This window comes from Pseudomonas phytophila, from assembly GCF_025643095.1.
GTDB lineage: Bacteria > Pseudomonadota > Gammaproteobacteria > Pseudomonadales > Pseudomonadaceae > Aquipseudomonas > Aquipseudomonas quasicaspiana.
In genome coordinates this window covers 2,074,543-2,099,285 of record NZ_CP081201.1, presented here as the reverse complement: position 1 = coordinate 2,099,285, position 24,743 = coordinate 2,074,543, and the positions used below count along the sequence as shown (strand labels likewise).

Genomic DNA, 24,743 nt, shown 5'->3' with positions numbered 1-24,743 from the left:
GCAAAATGGCGGCCATTATAGGGCCGTCGAAAAAAGACGCCATGTGCCCGACGCTATAAATGCAAACGGCCGCATAAGCGGCCGTTGCAACACAGCGGTAACGAATCAGACCAGACGAGAGAGCATGTCCCGCGCTTCGGTTTTCTGACCGTCATTACCCTCGGACACCACTTCATCGAGGATATCGCGAGCGCCGTCGCTGTCACCCATTTCGATGTAGGCGCGTGCCAGATCGAGCTTGGTGGCGGCTTCGTCGGTGCCGGACAGGAAATCGAACTCTGGCTCATCATCCATCGACGCCATGTCATCAGCGGTGAAGCTAGGCGTATCGAAAGGCTCTGCCATCGGCGGGTGCTCAAGATTCTGCGACAAACGCTCCAGTTCCGCGTTGACGTCCTCAATCTCGGAAGCGAATGCCTGTGCGGCAGGATCAGACTCAATTTCGTCAGACAGCGACAGGTCGAAGTCATCCGGCAAATCCAGATCGTGCTCCAGCTCAGGCTCAGGTTCGGCTGCCACTACAGGAGCAGGCTCACCCAGGTCCAACGGCTCTTCGTCGAGGCTGAGCAAGAAATCATCTTCCGTGGTCAGCCCGGGTTCGTCTTCCGCCAGATCCAGATCGAAATCGTCCAGGTCGTCAGGCGTGCTGACCACGGGCGCTTCAGTCTGCTGCTTCAGGAGCGACTCAAAGCTCGGCTCCTGCGGCTCAGGCTCAGGTGTTGGTGCATCCAGCTCGAAATCGCTCACCTCTGCCGGCGCGGTCAGATCGACCACGTGCTCCGGCGAAGCCTGTTCCAGATCGTCAAGGCTCAGATCGAAATCCTGCTCGAAGTCATCAACCTCAGCAGCCGGAACTTCAGCTTCAGGGACTGACGCTGCGACGACTGGCTCAGGTTCCAGCTCCGGCTCTGAAGCCAGCTCTGGCTCTGGCTGTACTTCAGCGACAGGCGGCTGCGGTTCTTCTTCGTCGAGCAGCAGCTCCTCAACGTATTTCGCATCCAGTTCGGCGGCCACTGCTGCAGCCGTCGCTGTTGCCGCCGCAGCCACAACAGCTGCGGTAACCATGGTCGGGTAACGACTCTTTAGCTGCTCGACCTCAGCTTCATGCTTTCCCCGTGCCACCACTTTGCGCTCGTGCGCGGCGAAGGCCTTGGTGTTGCCCTGCTCGGCGTAGATTTCCATCAGCTTGAGACGGATATCATCACGAGCAGGATCTTCTTTAACAGCCTCTTCCAGAAGTTCGACCGCCTGATTCATACGGCCGTAAGCGATATGGATTTCAGCCTGAACCAGCGGATCAGCCGGACGCTCTTTCGGACCGCCAGCAGCAGGCGGTGGCGTCATTGCCACGTTAGGCGAAGCAACGCCCAACCCTTCGAAACTGGCTTGCGGCACGTCCATATCCATGTCGGACACAAAGTCAGACTCTTCAGCCAGAGCACGCGCCATGCGCTTGTGCTTCTCGGCCTCGGCCTTGGCATTGCGACGACGGGCCAGGAACAGCATCAACAGAAGCAGGAACAGCACTACAGCGCCGCCGATGATGCCAAGCACAATCGGATTATTGAGCAACTGTTTGAAGGCGTTATCCGCGTCGGACTCCGGCGCGACTACCGGCTCAACGGCCAACGGCTGATCTGCACCAGGCGCGGTGACCTGAGCGGCACCAGCTGGTAGCGCATCTTCCGGGGCAATCTCGCCTGGCGGTTTGGCAGCAGCTTCAGGCGTACCCGGCGCGCCAACCACTGTGGCGGGCATGGCCGAGTCAGCAGGTTTTGCGGCCGCTGCGGCATCAGGCGTCGCACCCGGAGTCGCAGGCGGAACTACGCCTCCGGCAGCCTGCATCTTGGCCAATTGATCGCTTTTCAGCTGAATCAGACGTTGCATCTTGTCCAGCTGGCTTTGCAGGTCGTTCATGCGGCTCTTGAGCTCCGCGTTATCACGACGTGCGGTGTCCAGATTTTCCTGAGCCACGGCCAGCTTGTTGCTTAATTCTTTTTCGCCTGCAGAGCCTTTGCCCGCAGCATTTGAACCTGCAGATACCAGACTCAGGTTATCGCCCGCTTCCACCCGGGAAGGTGCCTCACCGGCACGATCGCGACGGGTTGCATCAACCTGACGCGTGCCGGAAGGCGTTCTACGCCCCTGGCGCCATGCCTGATTCTGCGCAGCCACTTCGGTGATCGCTTGAGGCTGAGGCAAGGTCGTTGACTGCGAAGGCGTCGGCAAGCGCAATACCTGACCTTTCTTGAGTCGGTTGATGTTGCCGCCAATGAATGCGTCCGGGTTCAGCGCCTGAATCGCCAGCATCGTCTGTTGCACGGTGCCGCCATTGCGATTTTTCTCGGCAATTTCCCACAACGTGTCGTTATTGCTGGTGGTGTACGAGGCCTGCCGGGCACTGCTGTCCGCGACTGGCGCTGGTGCGGCCGGCGTCTCGGCGGCTGGCGTTGGCGCCGGAGCAGCCGGTTGCTCGGCAGCCGGCGCCGTAGAAGGCAACTGGGTCGCAGCAGCTGGAGCTGAAGCGGCCGCTGCAGCAGCGGCTGCCGCTTCCGGGGAATATTTAGGCGGATCCAGCAGCAGGCTGTACTCGCGCAGCAAGCGACCGTTTGGCCACAACACTTGAACGAGGAATTTCACAAAGGGTTCGCGTACCGGCCTGCTGGAGGTAATACGCAAGACACTCTTGCCGCTGGCGTTGATCACCGGGGTAAACGTAAGGTCGTTGAGAAACGCCTGACGGGTGACACCGGCCTGAGCGAAATCGGCGGTGGTTGCCAGACTTGGCACCACTTGCGAGGCGTTAAGCCCCTGCGCTTCCGTCAGTTCGATTTCGGCTACCAACGGCTGGTTCAGGGTCGACTTGACCGACAATTCCCCAAGCCCCAGCGCATGCGCCATTCCAGATGACAGCGCGGAAGCCGCAGCAATTGCTAAAACCAGTTTGCGAACCTGAACCATAGCCCATCCCTTGTTAAAAAATTCCTCGGCATCCGAGAGGTAAAAAGTACTCATCTCAGGAGCTTGGAGGACACGCCTGGCTAGAATGATTCTTCAAATTGCCGCCAAGTATCTTTTACACATAGTCTTTTATCAACAATTCAGCGAGCTGCACAGCGTTGAGAGCTGCACCTTTGCGTACATTGTCCGACGTGACCCACAGATTTAACTCACAAGGATCATCGATCCCACTCCGGACGCGTCCTACATAAACAACGTCCTGCCCTACAGCATCGCCGACCGCAGTCGGGTAATCACCAGCTTCGACCAACTCGATTCCAGCCGCAGACTCCAGTGCCTTGTTGACCGCTCCGAGATTCACAGATGCCGCCGTCACTAACGAAACCGTGAAGCTGTCGCCAAAAAACAACGGCGCCTGCACGGTTGCCGCAGAAACCTTCAGTAAAGGCAGAGCCAGCAACTCTCGCAACTCCGCGACCAGACGTTTTTCCAGCGGTACATGCCCTTCTGCATCTGGCGTACCCACTTGGGCCAGCAGGTTAAAGGCCATTTGCCGATCAAAAAAGCGCGGCTCCAGCGGACGAACATTGAGTAACTCTGTCGTCTGACGCGCCAGTTCAGCGACGCCTTCACGCCCTTGGCTCGATACCGCCAGACAAGCCGTGACGCTGATTCGCTGAATGTCCAGCACCGCTAGCAAAGGTGCCAGTGTCAGCGCCAACGCTGCACCGGAAGAACTTGGGCTACCCACCTGAAACGGTTTGCCGTACGACTCGATCAAAGCGCCATTGATTTCGGGAACGACGTTCGGTGCTTCCTCCGGGGACAACCCACCAGACAGATCAATGACCGAACACCCAGCGGCGGTCGCACGGGCAGCATAGCTGCGGGTAATCGCCGGACCCGCTGCAAAGAACGCAACCTGCGCCTTGCTGAAATCGAACTCGTCGACTTCGCGCACGCGCACATTTTTGCCCCTGAACGGCACGGAATGACCTGCCGACTCGATACTGGCCAGCAGATGCAACTGCGCAACCGGGAAGTTACGCTCTTCGAGAATCTGGACGATGGTTTCGCCGACAGTACCGGTGGCGCCGATAACGGCAATATCAAAGGACTGATTCATGCAAAAACCTCAGGTAAAACGGGGAGCGGCACTTTAACCGCCGAGTACAAAGCAAGCAATTGAGCGGCAACTTATTGATTCAAGGCTCAAGGCCTATGGGAAAGAACTCTCCGTGACTCCAGACGCCCAGCCAGCGCTGACCATCAATGTCGCGGGAAACGGCCAGCTCCACCAACTGGTAGAACACGTTGCGATGAATCAGTGCTTCAAGGTTGGCCCGCACATGAATGTAGGGGGCCGGCTCTTCAGTCTGGGGATCGACTATCACGCGTAACGGGTGATCCGGGCCTGCTTCGGTATCATCCTCGACATTGGTCGAGAAGCGCAAAATCTGCTGCTCGCCTTCGCCCTCCACCACCAGACTGACCGCCACGAACGGTGCGTCATCGACGCGAATCCGGACCTTCTCCACGGGAGTAATCAGGAAGTAATCGTCGCCATCGCGACGCATGATCGTGGAAAACAAACGAACCATGGGTTTGCGACCAATTGGCGTACCCAGGTAGAACCAGGTGCCATCCCGCGCGATACGCATGTCGATATCGCCGCAGAAATCCGGATTCCACAGGTGAACGGGTGGTAATCCTTTGCTCTTGGGGATCTGCGCGAACAGATCATTGGCCTTGCCCGGACCGGTCATTTTTTCTCCTTAGCGACTCAGACCCAACAGGCTGCGAGCATATTCCTCAAGCGGCGGGCCGAGCAGGTCTTCTGGTTTATTGTCGTAGAACGTCAGCAATCCGCCACGAATACGAATACGGGCGGTGTCGATCAGATAGCGGGTGCTGGTTTCGATCAACATCAACTGGATCACGCCGTTATCAATACCGAGCCGATCCAGCGCTTCCTGATCGGACCATTCATCCGTATTGCCGATCCGGTCGTCAGCCTTGGCAAATCGAGTGTAGAGCAAGTAATGCGCGCCGAAACCACGGGCTTCGGTCATTGCCTCATCCAGCCCCAATGGGGTACGTGCGCGACGAACCATCGGGAAATATTCAACGAAGCCGTTGAAGGCTTCTTCAGCCACTACGTTCTGCTTGGGATGGGGACTGGAATTAGGCGGTACGAACGCGCCTTGAGCGATATAGATGAACGAGTCAGCCTGTATGCGCCAATTGCCGATACGACGGGTTTCGCCGTGGTCGAGAATCCCGGCATCACTCAGTTGATCCTTGGTGCCCTGGGCCAGATCGCTGACACTCATGCAACCACTCAACGCCAACAGCGCCAGTAACAGAACCAGGCTACGCATTATTCCCCTCCCAAATGCCGGTGACGGAAAACCGGCGAATGGTCGTCGGATGCAGCTTCCGAGCCAGAGCGTGCGTGGAAGCTGAATAATGCGGGTTTTAATGTGCAGCATGCCTGAAACAGAGCCTTGGAGCAGCCCGGTTACTGATCAGGGGAATCTGCCTTGGGATCGGCCATGACATCTGTATCGCGCTTGCGCTTGTTGCCCATGCGCACGCCGATATCCATCAGAAATTGAAAAAAGCCTTCCTGATCTTCAAGCACATTGCTCCAGAACGGCGAGTGGTAGAGCGCAACGGCGCCATGCACCAACGCCCAGGCAGCGCAGTAGTGGAAATACGGCGGGACGTCTTCGAGCTTGCCTTCGTTGATCCGCCCTTTGATCAGCAGCGTCAGGTGTTCGAAGTTCGAGGCGCGGATCTTGTGCAGCTCCTCGACCAGTTCTGGCACCTGATTGCCTTTGACGACCTTCTCTTCCAGACGATCAAACAGGCGATAACGCTGTGGATCACGCATGCGGAATTCAAAGTAGGCGCGGGAAAGCGACTCCTTGTCCTTTTCCAGATCCGCTGAATGCAGTAACTCGTTCAGATCACGCTCGTAGTCGAGCATCAGGCGCAAATAGATTTCCGCCTTGGATTTGAAGTGCTTGTAGATGGTGCCTTTGCCAATACCGACGGCGTCCGCAATCATCTCGACAGTAACGCTGTCTTCGCCTTCATCGAGAAATAACTTAAGCGCCGTGTCGAGGATTTCCTGCTCACGACGGCGAAACTCACGGACCTTACGAGGTTCTTTTTGCATATTAAGAAGGTCTGCACGGCTCAAAATCGAAGCTCTGCATTATGCCTAACCCGCGCGAAATTGCACGGATCATCCGACCATGGTGCGTTAAATGCGTGAAGTGCGGGTTTTGACGGGAGAGTGTCGGACAATCCGGGAACTCACTTCGGGGAAAAGAATGGTGTTGGTCTCATCGCGAGCAAGCTCGGCTCCCACATGAAAACCACGCTCCCCCTGTTGGAGCGAGGCTTGCCCGCGAAGAACGATGACGCGGGCCATCTGATACACCGCACCAACTGATTCGCGGGCAAGCCTCGCTCCAACAGACAATGCGATCTCGGTCCCAGGCAGCATTCCAGAGATGTGGCCGTAAATCATAGATAAAACGGACTCAACAACCGCCCCGCTATTCCAAATCTGTTTAAAAAACGTACAGAAGCGACTGGACGCCGGGCGAGCATGACCAATACTTAGTACGTTGGCGCGACATCTCCCCCAAGTGACGCGCCAATAAAGGTGCAGATGGATAGCGCACCTTTGTTTTACTCCTAATGGTCTTAACCCGGATTCACCCCCCAGAACCCGGGTTTTTTTTGCCTGCGATTCGTCAAGCCTTCAGATGCGCCAAGGGGAACAGTCGGGCAAAGTTGGCAGTCGTCATTTCCGCAAACTGCTCGTAAGACTCACCGCGCAACATAGCCAGAAATTCGGCCACTTCACGCACGTACTGAGGCAGGTTGGGTTTGCCCCGGTATGGGATTGGCGCGAGGTAAGGCGAGTCCGTTTCTACCAACAACCGGTCCGCTGGCACCTGACGCGCCACGTCGCGCAGCGCATCGGCGTTGCGGAAGGTGACGATGCCAGACAGGGATATGTAAAAACCAAGATCCAGCGCCGCCTTGGCCATGTCCCAGTCTTCGGTGAAACAGTGCAGCACCCCGCCCTGGGGCAGTGCAGCCTCGCGCAGCAGGCTCAAGGTGTCGGCCCGCGCACCGCGAGTGTGAACGATGACCGGCTTGCCGGTGATGTTCGCGGCTTGCAGATGCAGTCGAAACGACGCCTGCTGCAACTCCGCCGCTTCGGGCTCGTAATGGTAGTCCAGACCCGTTTCGCCAATCGCCACCACCCGTGGGTGATCCAGCTCTTTGAGCAGCCAGTCCAGCGCTGGCGTTTCGCCTGGTGTCAGGTCAAGTGGATGGATACCCACTGAGCAATCAACATCATCGTATTGCTCGGCAAGCGCCTTCACTGCTCCGGCGTTTTCGGCGCTGACGCCGATGCACAGAAAGTGTCCGACACCCCGGCCACGTGCAGCCTCAAGGGCAGCATCCAGGGATCCGGAATGCTCGGCAAGGTCCAGGCGGTCAAGGTGGCAATGGGAATCTACAAGCATGGAAATAGGCAACTACATCGTGTGAGTGGGACGGTCGGACTTCAAAGCACCGGCCAGATAGGTTTCGATCATGGTACGGGCGGTCGTGTCACCATCATTGAATTGCACGCCGACGCCAGCCGCGCGATTACCTTGCGCGCCCTTGGGGGTGATCCAGGCGACTTTGCCCGCCACCGGAATTTTTTCCGGTTCATCCATCAGGTTCAACAGCATGAACACCTCATCCCCGAGCTTGTAGCTTTTACTGGTGGGGATGAACAGCCCGCCATTTCTGATAAAGGGCATGTAGGCCGCGTACAGAACGGACTTGTCCTTGATAGTCAGAGACAAAATGCCATTTCGTGGACCGGAACTCGGCGGCAGGCTCATGCCAACTCCTATCAAAAAACATAACCAACTGAATTTAAATGCATTTCCGTCCAACGACTAAACGCTAGCGCTGGCTGATCAGCCCCGACCATTGAACCAGCAAGGCCTCAAGCAGTAATACCCTGTTCAGGTTGGCCTTGGACATGACTTTCTGACGCTGGGCCAGAATCCAGTCCTGAATCTCGAGCACCTTGCCCTGCGCGGACTTCTGCGCCAGATACTGCACTACTTTGCGCATATCCTCCAAACCCAGGCCTTGTTCATCCCCGGTCAGTTGGTATCGCAAAACCAGGTGCGACCAATCGCAAAACCAGTCAAACAACAGCAACAGCGGGATATCTTTCCAGCCTTCAGCCAGTTGGGTCGGCGATTGTTGCTGCTTGAGTAGCTTCTTTACGCCATCCACCACCTGAGCACGCTGCTCGCGCACGCCCTGAGCCTGAAGACTGACAGCGGCAAGGGGAGAACCAGCGGCGAGGGTCAGCAACTCGCGCCGCTCCTCCTCGCTGCTCTCCGGCAATGCCTTGGCCAGCCATGTGAGACTCATTTCCTCACCGGGCAGCGGGCAGGCTTGTTGCACGCAACGGCTTTTGACCGTTGGCAACAATCGGCTGGGCTGATGACTGACCAGCAGCAAAACGGTGTTGCCCGACGGCTCTTCAAGGCTTTTCAACAAAGCGTTGGCGGCGTTGATATTCATCGACTCGACGGGCTCGATCAATACCACTTTGCGGCCACCCATTTGTGCCGTCTGCACCACAAAACTCACCAGATCGCGGACCTGATCGACCTTGATCGCCTTATCCGCCTCTTCCGGCTCCAGCACGTAATTGTCCGGGTGACTTCCCGCTGCCAGCAACAGACAGGACTTGCACTGACCGCACGCTTCAAGGCCTTCCGGTCGCTGGCACAGCAGGCTGCCCATCAACCGTTCAGCCAGTGCTCGCTTGCCAATGCCAATAGGCCCATGCAGCAAATAAGCGTGGGCGTGTTGAGCACGACCCGCCAATTGCTGCCAGAGCTGCTCCTGCCAGGGATAAGCTTCAGCCACGGTGCAGACTCAACAGCTCAGGCAATAATGCGTCGAGAGAGCGCTGCACGTCAGGCAGGGATTGCGCCGCATCCACCAGACGATAACGTCCTGGCTCGGCTTTGGCGCGATTCAGATACGTACTGCGCACCGCGTCGAAAAAGGTCCGGCCTTCCTGCTCGAAACGATCCAGCCGCCCCCGCGCAGAGGCCCGCGCCAGACCCACTTCTACCGGCAAATCGAACACCAGAGTCAGGTCCGGGCGCAAATCTCCCTGTACGAAACTCTCTAACGCAGCGATCCGCTCATGGGACAAGCCACGACCACCACCTTGATAAGCGTAAGTTGCATCCGTGAAGCGATCACACAGGACCACTGCGCCACGCGCCAGTGCTGGACGAATGACTTCAGCCAAGTGTTGCGCACGGGCAGCAAACACCAGCAGCAACTCGGTATCGGCATGCATGGCTTCGTCGCTGGGTGCCAGCAACAGCTCACGAATGCGTTCAGCCAGCGGCGTACCGCCCGGCTCACGAGTCAGCAATACGTCGATGCCATCAGCGCGCAGTTGCGCTGCAAGGTATTCACGGTTGGTGCTTTTACCGGCACCTTCCGGGCCCTCGAGGGTGATAAACAGGCCGGTCACAGGGTGTACTCAATAAAATTCATTGTGATTTTTGCTCGCTCGGCGCGGTGTCTTGTTCTGCTTTCGCTTCATCAGTCGCCGCCGGATTGGGCTCGACCGCCGGGACGGGCTCCGCAGGAGTCGCGGGGACTACTGGAACTGCGGCCGGGGCCGGACTCGATCGGTAGTCAGCACGACGCTTGAGCTGAAACTCGCGGACCGCGGCGTTATGCGCGTCCAGGTCATCGGAAAATACGTGACTGCCATCGCCCCGGGCGACGAAATACAGACTGCGCCCCGGCACCGGGTTGAGAGCAGCATGAATCGCTTCACGGCCGACCAAAGAAATGGGCGTAGGCGGCAAACCGGAGATGACGTAGGTGTTGTAAGGCGTGGGCTCTTTCAGGTGAGCGCGGGTCAACTTGCCGTTGTAGCGCTCGCCCAGACCATAGATGACTGTCGGGTCCGTCTGCAGCAACATGCCCAAGGCAAGCCGGCGGACAAAAACGCCGGCGATCTGGCCACGCTCCTGCGGGACACCAGTCTCCTTTTCAACCAGGGACGCCATGATCAGCGCTTGATAAGCATCGGTATACGGCACATCTGCTGCACGCTTGGCCCATTCCTCTTCCAACACGTCGTCGAGACGCTTGTAGGCCTGTTTGAGAATTTCAGCGTCAGTCATGCCGCGGACGTAGCGGTAAGTGTCAGGGAAGAACCGGCCCTCGGGAAAAACATCCGGATGACCGATTTTAGTCATCAGCTCAGCGTCGCTGAGATTAACCAGTGTTTGCTCAAGCTTGGGCTGCTTGCCGAGTGCTGCACGCACCTGACGGAAATTCCAGCCCTCGACCAGCGTCAGGCTGTATTGGACGACTTCACCGCGCTGCCACAGACCCAGCAAGGACTGCGCGTTCATGCCCGGCGTCATGCGGTATTCGCCGCTGTGCAGGGCTTCACCCGAGAGGTTGAAGCGCCAGTACAGCCTTAGCCAGAATGCGTCCTTGATCACACCGTCGGTTTGCAGACGATTGAGCAAACCACCCGGCGTCGAACCGGCAGGAACGTCGAGCATCTGTTCCTGGGTGACGTTCAAGGGTTGATGCAGGGCCTCGTTCTGCTGCCAGTAGGCATAACCCAACGCCAAACCTGCCAGGACCAGGCCCGTTTCCAGCAACAGCAAAAATTTTCGAATCACTAAGCGATATCCAGAAGGGCAAGAGCTTTGCGCTGCAGTTTACGGGTGAGCGGTCCAACCGACCAGCTCAGCTGTTCGAAGCCTCGCACCGGCCAGACGCCATAGACACTGTTGCAGACAAATACTTCGTCAGCATGTTCCAGATCAGCCATATGCAGATCACGAACTTCGACGTGAATGCCAAGCTCCGGAGCCTGCTCCAGCAACGCACCGCGCATGACACCCGCGACGCCGCTGCGACTCAGGTCAGCCGTGAGCAACACGTCATCGCGGACCATAAACAGATTGCTGTAAACCCCTTCAATAACACGACCGGAAAGATCACGCATCAGCCCTTCGGCAAACTCGGAGCCCTGCCATTCCGAACGGGCAAGCACTTGTTCGAGACGATTCAAATGCTTCAAACCTGCCAGCAAGGGCTGCTCGGCCAGACGTGTGACACAGGGGAACAAGTAAATGCCCTGCTCCGCATGAGCAGAGGGATAGGCAGGCAGCGGGCTACCTTGAAGAATTCTTACAGGGTGAGAATGGGTATCAGGGGCATAGCCACGCTGGCTGTCGCCACGGGTAAGGATCAGTTTCATGACCCCTTCGTCGAGTTGCCGGGCAAAGGCCAGCAGCTCGTCACGAATCAAAACCAGATCAGCAGCAATGCCCAGACGATCACAGCCTCGTTGCAAGCGCTGCATGTGCTGATCCAGCAGCGATGGCTGCCCTGCCCTTACCGCGATGGTCTCAAACAGCCCATCGCCATAAGCCAGCCCTCTATTTTTGACAGAAAGCGTGTCGGCTGGACGTCCATCGACCCAGCCTGGCATCACTCGGCGAACCGGCGGAACACCAGTGAGCCGTTGGTTCCACCAAAACCAAAGGAGTTAGAGACCACCACGTCGATGGGCATGCTACGTGCCTCGTGCGGCACGAAGTCCAGATCACAACCTTCACCCGGCTCGTCCAGGTTGATGGTCGGCGGTGCCACCTGACCGTTGATCGCCAGCACACTGAAGATGGCTTCAACAGCACCGGCCGCGCCCAGCAAGTGACCGGTCATGGATTTGGTGGAGCTGACCGCCAGCTTATAGGCGTGATCACCAAACACACTCTTGATTGCATTGGCTTCGGCAAGGTCGCCCGCCATGGTCGAGGTGCCGTGGGCATTGATGTACTGAACCTGCTCAGGGTTGACCTTGGCGTCGTTCAGCGCATTGCGGATGCAACGGGCAGCACCGGCGCCGTCGTCTGGCGGCGAAGTCATGTGGTATGCATCGCCGCTCATGCCAAAGCCGATCAGCTCGGCATAAATAGTCGCACCACGCGCCTTGGCATGCTCAAGCTCTTCAAGCACCAGCGCACCGGAGCCGTCGGACAGGACAAAACCGTCACGGCCTTTGTCCCAGGGACGGCTGGCGCGGGTTGGATCGTCATTGCGGGTCGACAGCGCGCGGGAAGCACCAAAGCCGCCCATGCCCAGCCCACAGGCCGCCATTTCAGCGCCACCCGCAATCATCACATCGGCTTCGCCGTAGGCAATGTTGCGTGCAGCCATGCCAATGCAATGCGTGCCTGTGGTGCAGGCAGTCGCAATGGCATAATTAGGTCCCTGTGCGCCCAGATGGATCGACAGGAAACCGGAAATCATGTTGATGATGGAACCCGGCACGAAAAACGGCGAAATACGCCCTGGCCCCTGCTCGTGCAGAGAACGGCTGTTGTTTTCGATATTGGTCAGACCACCGATTCCAGAACCCATGGCAACGCCAATGCGTTCACGGTTTGCATCGGTGACTTCCAGGCCGGAATTACGCACAGCCTGAAAGCTGGCAGCGAGACCGTACTGGATGAATAGATCGAGCCTGCGAGCCTCTTTGGGCGCCAGATACTCTTCGACGTTGAAGCCCTTGATCGAACCGCCAAAGCGGGTCGTGTAAGCCGAAAGGTCTGTGTGTTCGATAAGGTTAATGCCACTGCGACCAGCCAGAATGCCCTGCCAACTGCTCGGCACATCCGTACCCAATGGCGACAGCATACCCATACCGGTGACCACGACGCGTCTACGCGACACAGGACTCTCCTTTTCTTTCATTGACTACACAGGACATCGTTTTAAAGAAAAAACCGCACGCCGGTAAGGCAGTGCGGTTTTCCCATGACCCAGCAACGATTACTAAATGTTACGCCTGGTGGGCAGTAACGTAATCGATAGCAGCTTGAACAGTGGTGATCTTCTCGGCTTCTTCGTCAGGGATTTCGGTCTCGAATTCCTCTTCCAGAGCCATTACCAGCTCAACGGTGTCAAGGGAGTCGGCACCCAGGTCTTCAACGAAAGAAGCAGTGTTAACCACTTCCTCAGATTTGACGCCAAGTTGCTCAGCAACGATTTTCTTGACGCGCTCTTCGATGGTGCTCATACCGTGTTTTAACTCCTAGTAGACAAATTCAGGCAGCTGGCCGATGGGTAAGTGTATAGAAGAGGATTTGCGAATTTCAAGCTTAACGCAATTCCCGATACGCCCATCACCCCTCTGCCCATTAAAAGATTTCAGCTTTATAACGGATTTTAGACAGCCCGTATTACATTTTTTTAAAACGGGCGATCACATATACATGCCGCCGTTAACGGGGATTGTAGCCCCGGTAACGTAGCCTGCACCTTCCGAGGCAAGAAAAGCGACAACATGCGCAATCTCTTCTGCCTGCCCCAGGCGACCCAGAGGAATCTGCGCCGTCAGGGAATCTCGTTGCGTCTGAGGCAGCTCGCGGGTCATATCGGTGTCGATAAAACCAGGAGTTACCGAGTTCACGGTTACCGCACGCGAACCCACTTCACGCGCCAGAGCGCGACTGAAACCTTCCAGACCCGCTTTCGCGGCGGCATAGTTTACTTGGCCTGCGTTGCCCATGGCACCCACAACAGAACCAATACTGATAATTCGACCCCACCGCGCCTTGGTCATGCCACGCAAAACGCCCTTGGACAACCGGAAAAGGCTGTTCAGGTTGGTGTTGACGACATCATTCCACTCGTCGTCTTTCATGCGCATCATCAGGTTGTCACGGGTGATGCCGGCATTATTGACCAGAATCAACGGTGCGCCAACGCGCTCCTGAATCTGCGACAGCACGGAGTCCACGGACTCGGCGCTGCAGACGTCCAGCATCAGGCCAAAACCTTCGATGCCGTTTTCCTTGAACGTCGCGCTGATGCGCTCGGCACCCGACTCGGAAGTCGCTGTCCCGACCACTACAGCACCATTACGACCCAATTCCAGGGCAATGGCTTGACCAATACCACGACTGGCACCAGTCACCAGTGCAACTTTACCTTGCAGGCTCATGCAAGCTCTCCTAATCAGGCCAGTGCCGCGCGGGCGGCGGCGTAGGCGTCTGGGGTATCCAGGTTGTAGGTCGTCACGCCTTCGGCGCAACGCTTGTTCAGGCCGGCAAGCACTTTGCCGGGACCACACTCAACCAGCTGGGTAGCGCCATTTGCAGCCAGCGCCTGGATCGACTCGACCCAACGGACCGGCTTGTACAACTGTTGCAGCAAATCGGTTTTCAGCGTGGCGAGATCGGTCACGACACTGGCGCTGACGTTCTGCACCAGTGGAATCTGTGGCGCCTGCCACTCGATCGCTTCAATCGACTCGGCAAAACGCTCGGCCGCTGGACGCATCAGCTCGCAGTGCGACGGAACGCTGACTGGCAATGGCAGCGCGCGCTTGGCACCACGGGCCTTGCACAGCTCCATGGCGCGCTTCACAGCCTCGGCGGAACCGGCGATGACGACCTGACCCGGCGAGTTGAAATTGACCGCGCTGACCACTTCGCCCTGGGCCGCTTCGGCGCAGGCAGCGATGACATCGGCATCGTCCAGACCGAGAATGGCAGCCATGCCGCCCTGACCGGCGGGAACCGCTTCCTGCATCAACTGACCACGACGCTCGACCAGTATGACCGCATCAGCCAGGCTCAGGCTTTGTGCCGCGACCAGCGCGCTGTATTCACCCAGGCTGTGACCGGCGACAAACGCAGGAACAGCACCGCCCTCAGCCAGCCATACATGCCACAGGGCAATCGACGCAGTGAGAATTGCCGGCTGGGTCTTGTCGGTCTGATTGAGCGACTCGACCGGACCTTCCTGAGTCAGCGCCCAGAGGTCATAACCCAAGGCATCGGAGGCCTGCGCGAAAGTATCGAGGATCAACGGATGGTGCGCGCCTTGATCGGCGAGCATGCCGAGCGATTGCGATCCTTGACCCGGAAAGACGAATGCGAGGGATGCAGACATTAAACAAGCCCCTGATTATGGTCGTCGAAATAAACGCCCGGCCTTGGCCGAGCGCGAGAAATTCTAATTACAGTCACTTGCCGGTTTTGATGACCGGTCAGTCAGCAGCGTCACATTCTAGCGGACCCGCGCTGCAAACGTCGCTATGGAAAGCCTATAACAGCTCGCCAAGGCGCCCGTGCAAGCGCTGCGGCAGGTTTTCCTGAATCTCGATCAGCGCACGCTGAATCGCACTCTGAAACCCCTGCACACTGGCAGAACCATGACTTTTAACCACAATGCCCTGCAAACCGAGAAAGCTCGCCCCGTTATGCCGCGCAGGCGCAAGATCAGCCTGGAGACGCTTGAGCAGAGGCATTGCCAGCGCGCCGACCGTCCTCGACAGCAGATTCTGCCTGAACAAGGTTTCAATTCGTGCAGCAATCATGCTCGCCAGCCCTTCGCTGGACTTGAGCACGATATTGCCGACAAAACCGTCACAGACCACCACATCGGCCTCGCCGCGATACAACCCGTCACCTTCGACAAAACCGGTGTAGTTCAAGCCAGGCGCAGCCTGCAGCAGACTCGCAGCCAGCTTGACCTGCTGATTACCCTTGATGTCTTCGGTGCCGACATTGAGCAGCGCGACTTTTGGCCGCACCACACCTAGCGCTTCTGCCGCCACGGAGCCCATCACGGCAAACTGATAAAGGTTTTCAGCACTGCAATCGACATTCGCCCCAAGATCCAGCAACTGACAATAGCCACGCTGGGTAGGAATCGCCGCAACCATGGCCGGGCGATCAATACCTGGCAGGGTTTTCAGGACAAAGCGCGAAAGCGCCATCAATGCACCGGTATTCCCGGCACTGACGCACGCCTGAGCCTGTCCGCTCGCCACCAGATCCAGCGCCACGCGCATCGAAGAGTCAGGCTTGCCACGCAACGCCTGGGACGGCCGTTCATCCATGGTGATCACTTCGCTGGCGTTCACAACGCGCAGACGTGAGCGATCCACACCAGAATGGCGGGCCATGAGTTCTTCAATAAGGGGGGCTTGACCCACAAGGATCAGATGGAGCGAGGGCGTAGCAGACAGGCAAGCAAGGCTGGCCTGAACAATGTTGCGGGGACCGAAGTCCCCGCCCATTGCGTCGATCGCGATGATCGGAGCGGACAAGAAATTACTCGTCAGCGCCCTTGTCGATCACTTTACGACCACGGTAAACACCTTCCGGCGAAACGTGGTGACGAAGGTGAATTTCACCAGTGGTCTTTTCTACCGACAAAGTGCTTGCCTCAAGAGCGTCGTGCGAACGACGCATGTCACGGGCAGAGCGGGATTTTTTGTTCTGCTGAACAGCCATAATTGATTAACTCCTAAACGTTTGGGTCACGCTTTAACTGCGCCAATACACTGAACGGGTTGGACCGCGTTACCTCGTCCACGCTCGGTTCGGGCTCATCGAGACCCGCCGGCTGCTGGCATTCTTCCGGATGATGAGCAGGCACAATGGGCAAGGCGAGCAAAAGCTCCTCCTCGATCAATGCCAGCAGATCCAATGGATCTTCGCCCAGTTCCAGCACGTCATAACCTTTCGGTAACGACTGGGTATTCGCACCCTCCTTCACCACAGCGTAACTGCACTCGCTGTGAATCGGCAGGGTGACCAGCTCAAGACAACGCTGGCAAACCATTTTGACTTCGACGTCAATTGCACTGTGGATAACCACGGAGCGACGTTCGTCACGCTCAAAAATGAATTTGGCCTGCACCGAACCGACAGTGTCGGAAAGCGGGTCGCAGAGTCTCTCCAAATCAGCCAGCAGCACTTCACCTTGAAGGGTAGTGCCACGATCAGCCAATTTGCGCGGGTCAACGTGAGGTGGAATCGGGTCATTCAACATAGGCGCAGCATTCTAGGGACGACCCCAAGGCATGTCAAAGGAAATTCAGGTCAATAATCCTGCACGAGACTGATTAGAATCAGTTTTCACTTTTTGGAGAACCGCATGTTGCCTTTGCTTCTTGCTTCCAGCTCACCTTATCGCCGGGAATTGCTCGCCAGACTGCGGCTGCCGTTCGTCTGTGCCTCGCCTGATATCGATGAAAGCCACCTACCCAATGAGGGGCCGATTGAGTTGGTTCGTCGCCTTGCCGAGGAGAAGGCCCGGGCCCTTGCGGCCGCATTTCCTGGCCATTTGATTATTGGTTCGGATCAGGTGGCTGTGCTGGACGGCAGGATTCTTGGCAAGCCTCACACTTTTGAGCGCGCTAGGGAGCAGTTGGGTGCGGCCAGTGGTTCCAGTGTGACGTTTCTGACTGGCCTTGCGTTGTTTAATAGTTCGACAGGTGGCTGCAAGGTTGATCATGTGCCGTTTACGGTGCATATGCGTACGCTGGATCAAGTCAGTATTGAGCGTTATTTGCGTGCGGAGCAGCCGTATGACTGTGCGGGCAGTTTCAAGGCTGAGGGGTTGGGTGTCAGTCTGTTTCGGAGTACTGAGGGCAGTGATGCCACGAGTCTGGTTGGTCTGCCGCTGATTCGGTTGGTGGATATGCTTATAAAGGAAGGTGTGCAGGTGCTCTGATTATTTGTGTAGTGAATGTTGTGTACATATCCGTTACCGCAGGCATGGCTGATATTGGTTGCGCTTTTACAGCGCCTCACTTTTGAAAGGAGCGCAAAAGTAAGCAAAACGCTCTTGCCCCACCACTTGGTGCCTCGCTGTCGCTCGGCATACCCGAACACAGATCCTGAACCGTGGGCCGCCGCAACGGGCCATCCATGGCCCAATGCGGCTAACCCGGCGTCCTGCCGGGTTACCCACGATTCAGAATCTGCGTTCGGCCGGCGTGGTTTAACGGGGCGCCTCAGATCAAAATCAAAAGCATAGCGGCCTGACAGCCGACCTGAATGCGCGAGCTTACCGATCTACTTGTATTCAGCGGTGTTCGACCTTCGCGAATAAAAAAACCCGACCAATGGTCGGGTGTTTGTTGGCTGCGATTCGCAATCAGCGAAGCGTCGGCCCTTTGAAGCCGGCCCACATTGCGATTTGGTCAGCGACACTGGCGCCCAGTTTTTTCGAGAAGCGATCGAACGGGGATTCCTGAACGGTGAAGTCGACCATTTCTTTTTCGCCGATTACTTCACGTGCGACGTAGCTGGAGCTGCCCAGGCCGTCGATCAGGCCCAGCGGCAGGGCCTGCTCGCCCGTCCAGACCAGCCCGGAGAACAGTTCAGGATGATCTTTGTCCTCGAGGCGGTCGCCTCGGCCCTGTTTTACGCTGGCGATGAACTGGCGGTGGGTGGTGTCCAGCACGCTTTGCCAGAATGCGGTTTCGTCTGCTTTTTGCGGCTGGAACGGGTCCAGGAACGACTTGTGCTCGCCTGACGTGTAGGTCCGGCGATCAACACCCAGTTTTTCCATGGCGCCGACAAAGCCGAAGCCTGCTGCGGTTACGCCGATAGAACCCACCAGACTGGCCTTGTCGGCGTAGATCTGGTCAGCCGCGCTGGCGATGTAGTAAGCACCCGAGGCACCCAAGTCAGTGATCACGGCATAGACCTTGATCTCCGGCTTCTCGGCGCGCAGGCGACGGATTTCATCAGCGACATAGCCCGATTGCACAGGGCTGCCGCCAGGGCTGTTGATGCGCAGAATCACGCCCTTGGTTTTCGGGTCTTCGAACGCTGCGCGCAGGCTGCCGACGATGTTGTCGGCGCTGGCAGGCTCCTTGTCAGCGATCATGCCTTCGATCTGGATCAGCGCGGTGTGATGACCGCTGCCAGAAGCGCTTTTCTCGAAATCACCCAAAGGCGTAAACAGAAACAGTGTCCCGATCAGATAAAGGAAGGTCAGGCATTTGAAGAAAATCCCCCAGCGGCGCGAACGACGCTGTTCCTGAATCCCCGCCAACAGGGTTTTTTCCAGCAATTTCCAGCTCTTCGCATCAGCCTTGCTGTCTGCGACTTCGTCCTCGTCACGGGAAACCGGTGCTTTCCATTCGTCCGACATTTATTTACGACCCCAACAATGAAGACTGATGGCTGCGATCACCCAACCAGGTGCGCAGCTCGGAAAAATGCTCGATAGCCAACTGCGGCTCATAAGTACGCAATGAATCCAGCGACTGCGCGCCATAGCCCACTGCCACAGAATCCATACCCGCATTACGCGCCATCAGCAGATCGAAAGAGGAATCACCCACCATCAACGCCCGTTCCGGCTTAACGCCGCAATGCTGAAGAATTTCATTCAGCATCAGCGGATCAGACTTGCTGGCGGTTTCATCCGCCGCTCGGGTGATGTCGAAATAGTCGAGCCAGTCATGAGCCTTCAGCACGCGATCAAGACCTCGACGCGCCTTGCCGGTGGCCACGGCCAGTTTGTAACCCTCGGCGCGCCAGCCTTCAATGGATTCGCGCACAGCTTCGAACAAAGGCGAAGCTACGTCGTTGTCCATGGCCATGTAACTGTCGGCGTAATGCTGACGGAAATCGATCAGGTCATTGGCTGTGATATCCGGATAAAGCGTGCGAATAGCTTCGGGCAAACCCAGACCGATAATGCCCTTGATGGAATGCTCGTCACGCTCCGGCCTGCCAGTCTCGACAGCCGCAGCGCGCATAGCGGCAACGATGCGGCCGATAGAGTCGGCCAGCGTGCCATCCCAATCGAAAATCAATAAATCATACTTCGAAGATTCAGAATCAGGTCGCACTCAAACGCTCCACTGTCTTGGCCCACATTTCATCAACGGGGGCCTGCAATTTAAGCTCGCCACCATCCTGCAGCGGCACGGTCAGCATATAAGCGTGCAAGAACAGGCGCTTGCCGCCCAGATCGCGAATCTCGCGACTGAAGTCTTCGTCGCCGTATTTGGTATCACCGGCAATGGCGTGCCCGGCGTGCAGCGTGTGCACCCGGATCTGGTGCGTACGACCGGTCACCGGCTTGGCTTCGACCATGGTGGCGAAATCACCGAAGCGGCGCAGCACTTTGAAAATTGTCAGTGCCTCCTTGCCTTCGTCGTTGACTTCGACCATGCGCTCACCGGACCGCAGATTGCTTTTGAGCAATGGGGCGCTGACACGCTTTTGAGCGGTATCCCAGCGACCGCGTACCAGTGCCATGTAGCGCTTGTCGACACCGTCGCCGCGCAAGGCCTCATGCAGGTGGCGCAACATGCTGCGCTTCTTGGCAATCATCAACAGCCCGGAAGTGTCGCGATCCAGACGGTGTACCAGTTCGAGTTCCTTGGCATCCGGGCGCATCTGGCGGAAAGCTTCGATGACACCGAAGTTCAGGCCACTGCCGCCATGCACGGCAATACCAGCAGGCTTGTTGAGCACGATCAGCGCCTTGTCTTCGTAGACAATCGCCGCTTCAAGGCGCTGCAAAAGCCCCTGAGCCACAGGCACAGGTTCGTCACGCTCAGGCACGCGCACTGGCGGGACACGGATGATGTCGCCTGCCTGCAACTTGTACTCGGGCTTGATCCGCCCCTTGTTCACCCGCACTTCGCCTTTGCGCAAAATGCGATAGATCAAGGTCTTGGGCACGCCTTTGAGGAAAGTGACAAGAAAGTTATCAATACGTTGACCGGCATATTCCGGCGCAACCTCTACCAGCTGGACGCCGGGGGTTGGAGGGGTGATATTCGTCATGGCGCAAATCATAACAATTTTTTATGGATTTGAAGCACTTAATGATTGCTGCTATAGTCGCGAACGCCGCCAAAAGCGGCCTGGACAGCGGACAAACGGTTTATGACCGACCCTGCCCTACGCAATTCACGAGGACGCGAGGCCGTCCTACGGGGCTTTCGGTGACAACGGATGGGCTGCAAACGTTACAAGCGCAGGTGACATGAGGCCTGATACACGCCAGATCGCAGAGTTATCACTCGCCTTCAGAGCTAATAAATCACGGCCAGTTCACAAAGTGCAGTCGTTTACAGACGGTCCGGGCGAATGCTTCGGAAACAAACGCCTTAAGCCATGATGCGCAACCTTCCCTCTGGAAGGCTGCGGTAAATGCCAACCCGTTGCGGATTCTGCGCGCGGCAGCACCCGAATTATCAGGGATACGTGTAGGGTGGAGACGCACAACCATCGGACTGTGTAGCACAAGGCTTGTTTTAGACGCTTCATCTCGTCCGCTACCGATGGTCGATTCCTCCTCCTGACAAAGCTTTTGCTGAAAGGGTGTCTTTTGTCACCACAGCAAGCAGGAAACGTCGTCGCGACTCCGGCCCCGTTGGCCGGTAATCTCGCTAGACACTGGAGTGTCCAACCACTCCTGACGTGCCCTGACACCGACCGTGAGAAGTCGTGTGTGCCGAACGCCGTTTCCGGCAGCCCGGAAACCGACGGTACTACATGAAAAGAATGCTGATTAACGCAACTCAACCCGAAGAGTTGCGCGTTGCACTGGTAGACGGCCAGCGCTTATATGACCTGGACATCGAGTCCGGTGCCCGCGAGCAGAAAAAGGCCAATATCTATAAAGGCCGGATCACTCGCATCGAACCCAGCCTTGAGGCTGCCTTTGTCGATTTCGGCTCTGAGCGCCACGGCTTCCTGCCTCTGAAAGAAATCTCCCGCGAGTACTTCAAGAAAGCCCCTGAAGGCCGCGTCAACATCAAGGACGTCCTGAGCGAAGGCCAGGAAGTCATCGTTCAGGTCGAGAAGGAAGAGCGCGGCAACAAAGGCGCAGCCCTGACCACCTTCATCAGCCTGGCCGGTCGTTATCTGGTCCTGATGCCGAACAACCCGCGTGCAGGCGGTATTTCCCGTCGCATCGAAGGCGAAGAGCGCAACGAACTGCGCGAAGCGCTGAACGGCCTTATCGCTCCAGCCGACATGGGTCTGATCGTTCGCACTGCCGGCCTGGGCCGCAGCAGCGAAGAAATGCAGTGGGACCTCGACTACCTGCTGCAACTCTGGACCGCTATCAAAGAGGCTTCGCTGGATCGCGCTGCTCCATTCCTGATCTACCAGGAAAGCAACGTCATCATCCGCGCCATCCGCGATTACCTGCGCCAGGACATCGGCGAAGTGCTGATCGACAGCATCGAAGCCCAGGAAGAAGCACTGACCTTTATCCGTCAGGTGATGCCGCAGTACGCCAGCAAGATCAAGTTGTACGAAGACAGCGTTCCGCTGTTCAACCGTTTCCAGATCGAAAGCCAGATCGAGACCGCCTTCCAGCGCGTCGTTGAATTGCCTTCCGGCGGCTCCATCGTCATCGATCCGACCGAAGCCCTGGTGTCCATCGACATCAACTCGGCGCGCGCCACCAAAGGCAGCGACATCGAAGAAACCGCCCTGCAGACCAACCTTGAAGCGGCTGAAGAAATCGCCCGTCAATTGCGTCTGCGTGACATCGGCGGCCTGATCGTCATCGACTTCATCGACATGACACCGGCCAAGAACCAGCGCGCCGTGGAAGAAAAAGTCCGCGAAAGCCTGGAAGCCGACCGTGCCCGCGTTCAGGTTGGTCGTATCTCGCGCTTCGGCCTGCTGGAAATGTCTCGTCAGCGCCTGCGTCCATCGCTGGGCGAAAGCAGCGGTATCGTCTGCCCGCGTTGCAACGGCACCGGCATCATCCGTGACGTTGAGTCGCTGTCGCTGGCCATCCTGCGTCTGATCGAAGAAGAAGCCCTGAAAGACCGCACTGCCGAAGTCCGCGCTCAAGTGCCGATTCCGGTTGCGGCTTTCCTGCTCAACGAAAAACGCAACTCGATCACCAAGATCGAACTGCGCACCCGTGCCCGCATCATCATCCTGCCGAACGATCACCTCGAAACGCCGCACTTCGAAGTTCAGCGCCTGCGTGATGACAGCCCGGAAGCACACACCCTGCAGTCCAGCTACGAAATCGCTGCCGCTGCTGCTGAAGTTGAAGAAGTTCAGCCAGCTGCTGCAACACGCACTCTGGTTCGCCAGGAAGCCGCCGTTAAAACCGCTCCGCCGCGTGCCAACGCTCCGGTTCCGGTTGAAGCCGTTCCCGCCGCACCGGCTCCGGTCGCTCACGAGCCAAGCCTGTTCAAAGGCCTGGTCAAATCCCTGGTGAGCCTGTTCGCCACCAAGGAAGAGCCAGTTGCCCCGGTTGTGGTTGAAAAACCGGCTGCCGAGCGCCCTGCCCGCAACGAAGAGCGCCGCAACGGTCGTCAACAGAGCCGTGGCCGCAACAACCGTCGCGATGAAGAACGCAAGCCACGTGAAGAACGTGCCGAACGCGCTCCACGCGAAGAGCGTGCACCGCGTGAGGAACGTGCGCCTCGTGAAGAACGCGCACCGCGCGCTCCACGCGAAGCCGTTGTTGAAGAAACCAGCGCAGCACCACGCGAAGAGCGTCCGGCCCGTGCCCCACGTGAAGAGCGTGCGCCTCGTGCAGCACGTACACCTCGTGAAGACCGCAAGCCTCGTGAAGAGCGTGTTCGTGAACTGCGCGAGCCGCTGGATGCCGCTCCGGCAGCCGATGCAGCGCCACGTGAAGAGCGTCCTGAGCGCGCTCCACGTGAAGAGCGTCAACCACGCGCTCCTCGTGAAGAACGCCAGCCTCGTGCAGAGCAGGCCGTTACCGAGGTCAGCGAAGACGAAGTGCTGACCAACGAAGAACTGGCAACCGAAGATCATCAGGACGGTGCAGAAGGCGATCGCCCTCGCCGCCGCTCCCGTGGTCAGCGTCGTCGCAGCAACCGTCGTGAGCGTCAGCGTGACGCAAACGGCAATGTGATCGAAGGTTCGGAAGGCTCTGAGGAAGAAGGCAGCGAATCGGGCAACACTGAAGTGGCAGCAGGTCTGGCTATCACCGCAGCGACCGCAGCCGTTGGCAGCAGCGTCATCAGCGCCCCCGCCGAAGCCGAAGCTAACCGTCAGGCCGAGCGCGCGACTGCGACCGTTGACTCAGCTGACTCCTCGTTCGTACCGGAAGCTGTGATCGAAACCCCTTCGATCCAGACTCCAGCGTTCGAATCGCCAGCCGTTGAAACGCCTGCTGTAGAAGCACCGGTGGCTGACAATGCGCCGAAAGCTGAAACCGCTCCGGACGTAGAAGTGCAGCAGGTCGTTGAAGCAGCTCCACAAGTGATCGCAGAAGCACCAGCACTGGCAGCACAGACAGAAATGTTCGAAGCGCCACACGCTGAACGTGTTGTACCGTTCACACCAACGCCAGAGCCGACCACACCTGCACCGCAGGTTGAAGAGCTCGCGCCAGCCCGTGAAGAGGCTCCGGCCACTGAATCGGCTGAGCTGCCAACTCCTGCGCCAGTCGTGGCTGAAGAGCCTGCGGCTTACGCTGCTCCGGAAGTCGTCGCAACTGCACCTACCGCAGAAGCCGCTGTGGCTGTTGCCCCAGAGGCCCCTGCACTGCCGGTGAGCAGCAACGGCCGTGCGCCAAACGACCCACGTGAGGTGCGTCGTCGCAAGCGTGAAGAAGAGCGCCTGAAGAAGGAAGCTGAAGAAGCCGCAGCCAACACCGCTGCAGCTCCTGTAGCTGACGAAGTCGAAGCAGTTCAACCCGCAACTGAAGCAGTAGAGCCTGCTCCAGTCGCTGACGAGAACTCGCACTCGGCGGATCAGACATTCACGCAGCACCACGAAGCCAAGGAAGAAAGCAACGAGCCTAAACCTCTCGTTTGATCCTTGACTGAGTAAAAAGCCCCACCTGTGAAAGCAGGTGGGGCTTTTTTGTGGAAGCGTGATCTGTAGGAGTAG

The 24,743-nt window shown here is 57.7% G+C and carries 23 protein-coding genes; 2 read left to right on the top strand and 21 right to left on the bottom strand.

The genetic code is table 11. The features are described 5' to 3' along the window. Positions 1-105: 105 nt before the first annotated feature. The 18 genes from K3169_RS09340 to K3169_RS09255 form a co-directional block, all read right to left on the bottom strand. Positions 106-2,961 (bottom strand): FimV/HubP family polar landmark protein, encoded by a 2,856-nt coding sequence (locus K3169_RS09340; protein ID WP_263271180.1) that lies wholly within the window; start codon positions 2,959-2,961, stop codon positions 106-108. Between the two features lie 115 nt (positions 2,962-3,076). Next, a complete protein-coding gene (locus tag K3169_RS09335) occupies positions 3,077-4,087 on the bottom strand; it encodes an aspartate-semialdehyde dehydrogenase (RefSeq protein WP_263271178.1) in 1,011 nt (336 codons plus the stop codon). A 79-nt stretch (positions 4,088-4,166) separates the two neighbouring features. Further along, the gene (locus K3169_RS09330) at positions 4,167-4,727 is read right to left on the bottom strand and encodes a DUF1285 domain-containing protein (RefSeq protein ID WP_231665727.1); all 561 of its coding nucleotides are present in this window, start codon (positions 4,725-4,727) and stop codon (positions 4,167-4,169) included. 9 nt (positions 4,728-4,736) lie between these two features. Beyond that, on the bottom strand, positions 4,737-5,342 hold the full coding sequence (locus K3169_RS09325; RefSeq protein ID WP_027901092.1) for a DUF4823 domain-containing protein: 606 nt from the start codon (positions 5,340-5,342) through the stop codon (positions 4,737-4,739). Positions 5,343-5,482: 140 nt separating this feature from the next. Continuing rightward, the gene (locus K3169_RS09320) at positions 5,483-6,145 is read right to left on the bottom strand and encodes a TetR/AcrR family transcriptional regulator (RefSeq protein WP_027901091.1); all 663 of its coding nucleotides are present in this window, start codon (positions 6,143-6,145) and stop codon (positions 5,483-5,485) included. A 586-nt stretch (positions 6,146-6,731) separates the two neighbouring features. Next, positions 6,732-7,517: a TatD family hydrolase gene (locus tag K3169_RS09315; RefSeq protein WP_027901090.1), complete on the bottom strand. Its 786-nt coding sequence runs from the start codon at positions 7,515-7,517 to the stop codon at positions 6,732-6,734. Positions 7,518-7,529: 12 nt separating this feature from the next. Further along, a complete protein-coding gene (locus tag K3169_RS09310; RefSeq protein ID WP_027901089.1) occupies positions 7,530-7,886 on the bottom strand; it encodes a PilZ domain-containing protein in 357 nt (118 codons plus the stop codon). Between the two features lie 64 nt (positions 7,887-7,950). Further along, positions 7,951-8,937 (bottom strand): DNA polymerase III subunit delta', encoded by a 987-nt coding sequence (locus K3169_RS09305; protein ID WP_231665724.1) that lies wholly within the window; start codon positions 8,935-8,937, stop codon positions 7,951-7,953. Beyond that, complete coding sequence (gene tmk / locus K3169_RS09300) at positions 8,930-9,562, bottom strand: dTMP kinase (protein ID WP_263271174.1); 633 nt, start codon at positions 9,560-9,562, stop codon at positions 8,930-8,932. Before tmk ends, K3169_RS09305 begins: the two co-directional genes overlap by 8 nt. Positions 9,563-9,581: 19 nt before the next feature. Next, a complete protein-coding gene (mltG, locus tag K3169_RS09295; protein WP_099269621.1) occupies positions 9,582-10,739 on the bottom strand; it encodes an endolytic transglycosylase MltG in 1,158 nt (385 codons plus the stop codon). After that, a complete protein-coding gene (gene pabC, locus K3169_RS09290; RefSeq protein WP_231672652.1) occupies positions 10,739-11,557 on the bottom strand; it encodes an aminodeoxychorismate lyase in 819 nt (272 codons plus the stop codon). Before pabC ends, mltG begins: the two co-directional genes overlap by 1 nt. Continuing rightward, positions 11,557-12,801 (bottom strand): beta-ketoacyl-ACP synthase II, encoded by a 1,245-nt coding sequence (gene fabF / locus K3169_RS09285; RefSeq protein ID WP_027901084.1) that lies wholly within the window; start codon positions 12,799-12,801, stop codon positions 11,557-11,559. Before fabF ends, pabC begins: the two co-directional genes overlap by 1 nt. A 109-nt stretch (positions 12,802-12,910) precedes the next feature. Continuing rightward, positions 12,911-13,147, bottom strand: a complete 237-nt coding sequence (gene acpP, locus K3169_RS09280) for an acyl carrier protein (protein ID WP_087265500.1) — start codon at positions 13,145-13,147, stop codon at positions 12,911-12,913. Between the two features lie 186 nt (positions 13,148-13,333). Next, complete coding sequence (gene fabG / locus K3169_RS09275) at positions 13,334-14,074, bottom strand: 3-oxoacyl-ACP reductase FabG (protein ID WP_027901082.1); 741 nt, start codon at positions 14,072-14,074, stop codon at positions 13,334-13,336. A 14-nt stretch (positions 14,075-14,088) separates the two neighbouring features. After that, positions 14,089-15,027, bottom strand: coding sequence for an ACP S-malonyltransferase (fabD, locus tag K3169_RS09270; RefSeq protein WP_263271171.1), 939 nt, complete (start codon positions 15,025-15,027; stop codon positions 14,089-14,091). Between the two features lie 154 nt (positions 15,028-15,181). Next, positions 15,182-16,189, bottom strand: a complete 1,008-nt coding sequence (gene plsX / locus K3169_RS09265; RefSeq protein WP_027901080.1) for a phosphate acyltransferase PlsX — start codon at positions 16,187-16,189, stop codon at positions 15,182-15,184. A 4-nt stretch (positions 16,190-16,193) separates the two neighbouring features. Then, positions 16,194-16,376 (bottom strand): 50S ribosomal protein L32, encoded by a 183-nt coding sequence (rpmF, locus tag K3169_RS09260; protein WP_002552688.1) that lies wholly within the window; start codon positions 16,374-16,376, stop codon positions 16,194-16,196. A gap of 13 nt (positions 16,377-16,389) precedes the next feature. Continuing rightward, on the bottom strand, positions 16,390-16,917 hold the full coding sequence (locus tag K3169_RS09255) for a YceD family protein (RefSeq protein WP_027901079.1): 528 nt from the start codon (positions 16,915-16,917) through the stop codon (positions 16,390-16,392). Positions 16,918-17,022: 105 nt separating this feature from the next. Here K3169_RS09255 and K3169_RS09250 point away from each other — a divergent pair, with 105 nt between their 5' ends. Continuing rightward, on the top strand, positions 17,023-17,601 hold the full coding sequence (locus tag K3169_RS09250) for a Maf family protein (RefSeq protein ID WP_231675725.1): 579 nt from the start codon (positions 17,023-17,025) through the stop codon (positions 17,599-17,601). A gap of 426 nt (positions 17,602-18,027) precedes the next feature. On the opposite strand, the gene K3169_RS09245 is transcribed toward K3169_RS09250, so the two are convergent. Genes K3169_RS09245 through rluC form a run of 3 tightly spaced genes read right to left on the bottom strand, consistent with a single transcriptional unit; the run spans position 18,028 to position 20,684 of the window. Further along, on the bottom strand, positions 18,028-19,032 hold the full coding sequence (locus tag K3169_RS09245) for a S49 family peptidase (RefSeq protein WP_263271131.1): 1,005 nt from the start codon (positions 19,030-19,032) through the stop codon (positions 18,028-18,030). Positions 19,033-19,036: 4 nt separating this feature from the next. Beyond that, entirely contained in the window at positions 19,037-19,738 is a 702-nt protein-coding gene (locus K3169_RS09240; protein WP_263271130.1) for an HAD-IA family hydrolase, read from the bottom strand. Beyond that, on the bottom strand, positions 19,728-20,684 hold the full coding sequence (rluC, locus tag K3169_RS09235; protein ID WP_027901075.1) for a 23S rRNA pseudouridine(955/2504/2580) synthase RluC: 957 nt from the start codon (positions 20,682-20,684) through the stop codon (positions 19,728-19,730). Before rluC ends, K3169_RS09240 begins: the two co-directional genes overlap by 11 nt. A gap of 723 nt (positions 20,685-21,407) precedes the next feature. On the opposite strand from rluC, the gene rne reads away from it, so the two are divergent. Beyond that, positions 21,408-24,668 (top strand): ribonuclease E, encoded by a 3,261-nt coding sequence (rne, locus tag K3169_RS09230; protein WP_263271127.1) that lies wholly within the window; start codon positions 21,408-21,410, stop codon positions 24,666-24,668. Positions 24,669-24,743: the final 75 nt, after the last annotated feature.